We start from the raw sequence: 4,137 nt of genomic DNA, 5'->3' as shown, positions 1-4,137 counted from the left end.
CCGGCCAGGCGTTCGAGGGTCGCCGCGGTACGTCCGGCCAGGTGGACGGTGGCGCCTTCCTGGGCGAACGTCCGGGCGACGGCGCCGCCGATCGGGCCGGTCGCGCCGTACACGACTGCTTGTTTTCCGTCGAGCATCATGGGGTGGCCTCCAGTTCGGTGACGAGGTCCGCGAGCTGCTGCATCGAGGCGCGGATGCCGCGCTCCATGCCGCCGTCGACGTACAGGTCCCGGTCCTCGACCGCGAAGAACACGGTCCGCTGGGTGAGGGTGGTGACCCCGTCGGCCTCGTCGAAGGTGATCAGGTTCAGGTAGACGGTCCCGGGCGCCTGGTCGAACTCGTACGTCTGCACGATCCGCTCCGGGGTCGGCTGACCGTGGTACAGCCCGTGGAACACGTAGCCCTTGCCCGCGGCGTCGTAGTGCGTCCAGCGCCAGCGGCCGCCGTGCCGCGGGTCGAGCTGGTTCACAACGAGCTTGAGCCCGGCCGGGCCCAGCCAGCGTTTGAGCAGGTCGGGCTCGGTGTACGCGCGGAACAGCAGCTCCCGCGGCGCATTGAACTCCCGGATGACGACGACCTGCGGCGAGCCGGGCTCCGCGATGATCTTCACAGGTCCTCCAGCAGGTCGTCGAGCCGGTCGAAGCTCTCCGCCCAGTAGGCGCGGTAGTCCATCAGCCAGCCGACCGCGGTCCGGAGCGGCTCGGCCTCCAGGTGACTGAGCCGTGCGGTGGCTCGTTGCGAGCGGCTGATCAGCCCGGCCTGCTCGAGCACCTTCAGGTGCTTCGACACGGCCGGCTGCGACATGCTGAACGGCGCCGCAAGCTCGGCGACGGTGGCATCGCCGCGCTTCAGCCGGGTCAGGATCGCGCGCCGCGTCGGGTCCGCCAGCGCCGCGAAGACGCCGGTCAATCCCTCTTCATAACCCAATGGTTTTGAAACCATGCAGTTAAGAATGCCCACCACTGGTCCTGCTGTCAAGAAGGCGGTGGGCTAGAGCACTGCGGTGAGGATCGCGGTCAGGTCCTCGCCGAAGGGTCGGTCGGCGTCGATCGGTGGTACTACGTCGTCGACCGCCTGCATCAGGTCTTGGAGGCCTGGTGGGATCGCTCTGGCCGAGAGCGCGAAGGCTTGACGTACGGCGAGGAGTTCGCAGGCGGCTGTCTCGCGGGTAAGCCGGATCGCTTCGGCGAGGTTGCCGACCGCCTCCCAGGAGAACGTCTGGACGTCCTCCTGACCGTTGGACGTCTCAACGGTACTGATTGCCGTGGGCAACGTCAGACGGCCGAGCTGATGGGTGGTCGCGACGGCGCGCTTGTGGACCGCTACCAGGCCGGCTTGCGGTCCCGGGTCGCGGGCGAGTTGCGGCGGGAGACCGGTCACGGCCGGGTCGAGGAGGCGGTGCAGGCGGGCGGTGGAGACCTCGGCGGCGTGGGCGAGGGCCGCGGTCAGGTGATCGCAGTACGCCGTGAGGTCGAGGCCGTGGAAGCCGGCCGTGCCGATGAACTCGCCGTCGAGGTAGGCGGGCGAGTCGGTGACGCCGGTGAACGCACGCTCCACGGCATCGTCCAGTTGCCGGACGGTTCGCCGTACGTGCGCTGTCACCTGCCCGGCCACCCGGAATGACACCGGCGCCTGCAGGCTGCGCGGATCGGCCTTCGGCCCGGCCAGCTCCCGCAGCCGGGTCAGCTCGTCCGCCAGTACGTCGTCCCCGCGGGCCACCGCAGCTCGGTACGGATCCCGGTTGGCCCCGACGACCGCGATCGCCCCGGCACCGACCGCCGACAGGTGGTCGGCCAGCCGGTGCGCTCTGGAGGCCTGCAGCGCGGCCCGCCCGGTGGCCCCGGGAATCCCTGCCAGCAGGGCGATTCCTTCCTTCGGTCCCAGTTCGTACGGCGGCAACAGTCCGCGCGTCGACCGCCCGTCAGCGCCAGGTGCGGCCGGGTAAACGTGGCCGATCCCGACCAGGGGACCGGCTGCGTGCGCCAGCGGGATGATCTCGCCCGCCGAGCCGGCGCCTTCGGCGGGGATCGCGGGGACGTGGTTGCTGTTGATCAGGGCGACCAACTGGTGGATCAGCTCGACGGAGACCGCCGCGTCACCGGTGAGGAACGTGCGCAACCGGCCGATCAGGACGGCGCGGGCTTCGTCGGGTGCGAGCCAGGGCGGGCCGCCGACCGCGCGGCCGCGGAGCAGGTTGTGCTGGTGGCGGCGCTGCTCGTCCTCGGTCAGCCGGACCTTGCTCAGGTTGCCCATCCCGGTGTTCACGCCGTACACCGGATCGCCGGATCCCAACGTCCGCAGGGCTTCCGAGCGGATCGCGGCCAGTCGCTCGAGCAGCGCGGGTGCCAGCTCGATCGGGTCGGTGCCGGCGGGGTCGAGGTCGCTCGGTTCGTTGATCATCAGTGGAAACGCAGCATCGTGCCGGCATCCGCGGCCTCGGCGCGGCGGAGGATGAGGTGCGCGATGGCCACATCCAGGAGGGACAGCCCGCGGTGCCAGAAGAGCGTGCGTTCGGTGGACGTCTCGCGGCCGGGTTTGCGGCCGGCGACGATCTCGCCGATCTCGGCGTACAGGGTGTCCGGCGACAGGCGGCCGGTGTCGACATGCCGGCGGAGTGATCCGAACCGGCCCGACTGGGCCTCGCGCCAGTCGTCGACGACCACCTTGTCGATCACGTCCAGCAGGTCCAGCTCGACCGCGGAGATCGTCCCGTACGGTACGACGAACGCGCCGGGCCGGACGGCCGCCGTACGCAGCAGCGGCTCCGGCTCGGTGAGACGGGTGGCCTCGACGAGTACGTCGGCGCCGTCGAAGGCCTCCTCCGCCGTCGCGCACACCCGGATCGGCGTGGACAGCTCCGCGGCGAGGTCCGCCGCGAACTTCTCCCGGGACTCGGGCCGTGCCGACGTGACCCGGATCTCGTCGAGGTCGAGGAGATCGTCGAGCATGGTCACGTTCCACCACGCCGTACCGCGGGCGCCGGCGTGCGCGAGGATCTTGCTGTCCCGGCGGGCCAGATGCCGGGCGCCGACCGTCGTCATCGCGCCGGTCCGGGCCGCGGTGATCATGGTCGCGTCGAGGACCGCGAGCGGTACGCCGGTGGTCGGATCGAACAGGGTCGCCATCGCGAGCTCGCTCGGCAGGCCCTTCCGGTAGTTCGGGACGAAGTCGCCGACCACCTTCACCCCGCTGATCCCGTGGTCGCCGAGCCCGTCGAGATGCCCGCGGAGGATGTTGAAGTGCCCGACGCCGCCGTTGTCCGGCGTCAGGTGGACCCGCGGCTCGAACGCCGTCCGGCCCTCGCCGTGCTCACGGACCGCCTCCTCGACGGCGTCGACGATCTCCAGCCGGGTGAGGCCGAGCGTGTCGATGTCCGGGCCGCTCAGGAAACGCAGCCAGATTCCGTCAGGCACGCAGGGCTCCTTCGGTTGGCGTCGGTCGATACTTAAGTCTCGCGCGCGGACGTTACGTTCGGTGCATGGGGTCGATGACAGGTACGCCGGAGAGCACGGTGATCGGGCACTCGGCCGGTGACAAGGTGCTGCTGTTCGGCGGGCTGCCACTCGTCGGGCTGGTGCTCGGCTTCTTCCTGCCGCGGATCGCGCACTGGGCCGGTGGCCACGAGTGGGTGCCGTTCCAGGGGCCGCTGCGGCTGATCGCCGCCTGGGACAGCTGGTGGGTGGTGGCGATCTGCGTGCTCGCCGGGCTGGTGGCCGGCGTCGTACTGGCCGCGATGGCGCTGGACGACACGTTGCGGGTGACGATCAGCAATCGGTCGGTGGAGTTCCTGAAGCACCAGAAGACTGTGACGGTGCCGCGGGAGAAGGTGTCGGTCGCGTTCCTGGAAGGCAAGGAGATCGTGCTTCAGGACGCTGGCTCGCGGGAGCTGGCTCGGGAGAAGCACGACCAGTTCAAGTCCGAGACGCCGAAGATCGCGGCCGCGTTCCGCGCCCACGGGTACCCGTGGTCCGAGGCCGGGGACCCGCGTCAGGCGGACTTCCGGCGGTGGATCGAGGACGACCCGGAGCTGCCGCCGGCTGTGAACGCGATCCTCAAGGTCCGCTCGAAGGCGTTCGACGACGGCGACAAGGGCAAGGCCGACCTGCGCGAACTCCGCGACGAACTCACGAACCTCGG

Annotated in this window: 5 protein-coding genes; 1 reads left to right on the top strand and 4 read right to left on the bottom strand. The window is 70.4% G+C overall.

Features of this window, described 5'->3' with window-relative positions:
* Positions 1-136: 136 nt before the first annotated feature.
* From VFF46_RS03905 to VFF46_RS03890, 4 genes are read right to left on the bottom strand one after another with little or no spacing between them, the layout of a single operon-like run.
* Positions 137-610, bottom strand: a complete 474-nt coding sequence (locus VFF46_RS03905; protein ID WP_325035617.1) for an SRPBCC family protein — start codon at positions 608-610, stop codon at positions 137-139.
* Positions 607-942: a metalloregulator ArsR/SmtB family transcription factor gene (locus VFF46_RS03900; RefSeq protein ID WP_325035616.1), complete on the bottom strand. Its 336-nt coding sequence runs from the start codon at positions 940-942 to the stop codon at positions 607-609. The genes VFF46_RS03905 and VFF46_RS03900 overlap by 4 nt, the downstream gene beginning before the upstream one ends.
* A gap of 48 nt (positions 943-990) precedes the next feature.
* Complete coding sequence (locus VFF46_RS03895; protein WP_325035615.1) at positions 991-2,400, bottom strand: aromatic amino acid lyase; 1,410 nt, start codon at positions 2,398-2,400, stop codon at positions 991-993.
* On the bottom strand, positions 2,400-3,413 hold the full coding sequence (locus VFF46_RS03890) for an ornithine cyclodeaminase family protein (protein ID WP_325035614.1): 1,014 nt from the start codon (positions 3,411-3,413) through the stop codon (positions 2,400-2,402). The genes VFF46_RS03895 and VFF46_RS03890 overlap by 1 nt, the downstream gene beginning before the upstream one ends.
* A 65-nt stretch (positions 3,414-3,478) precedes the next feature.
* Here VFF46_RS03890 and VFF46_RS03885 point away from each other — a divergent pair.
* A partial coding sequence (locus tag VFF46_RS03885; protein WP_325035613.1) for a YqeB family protein occupies positions 3,479-4,137 on the top strand: 659 nt, incomplete at its 3' end.

Source organism: Kribbella sp. (assembly GCF_035655035.1).
Lineage (GTDB): Bacteria > Actinomycetota > Actinomycetes > Propionibacteriales > Kribbellaceae > Kribbella.
This window is presented reverse-complemented; position numbering and strand designations above follow the sequence as displayed.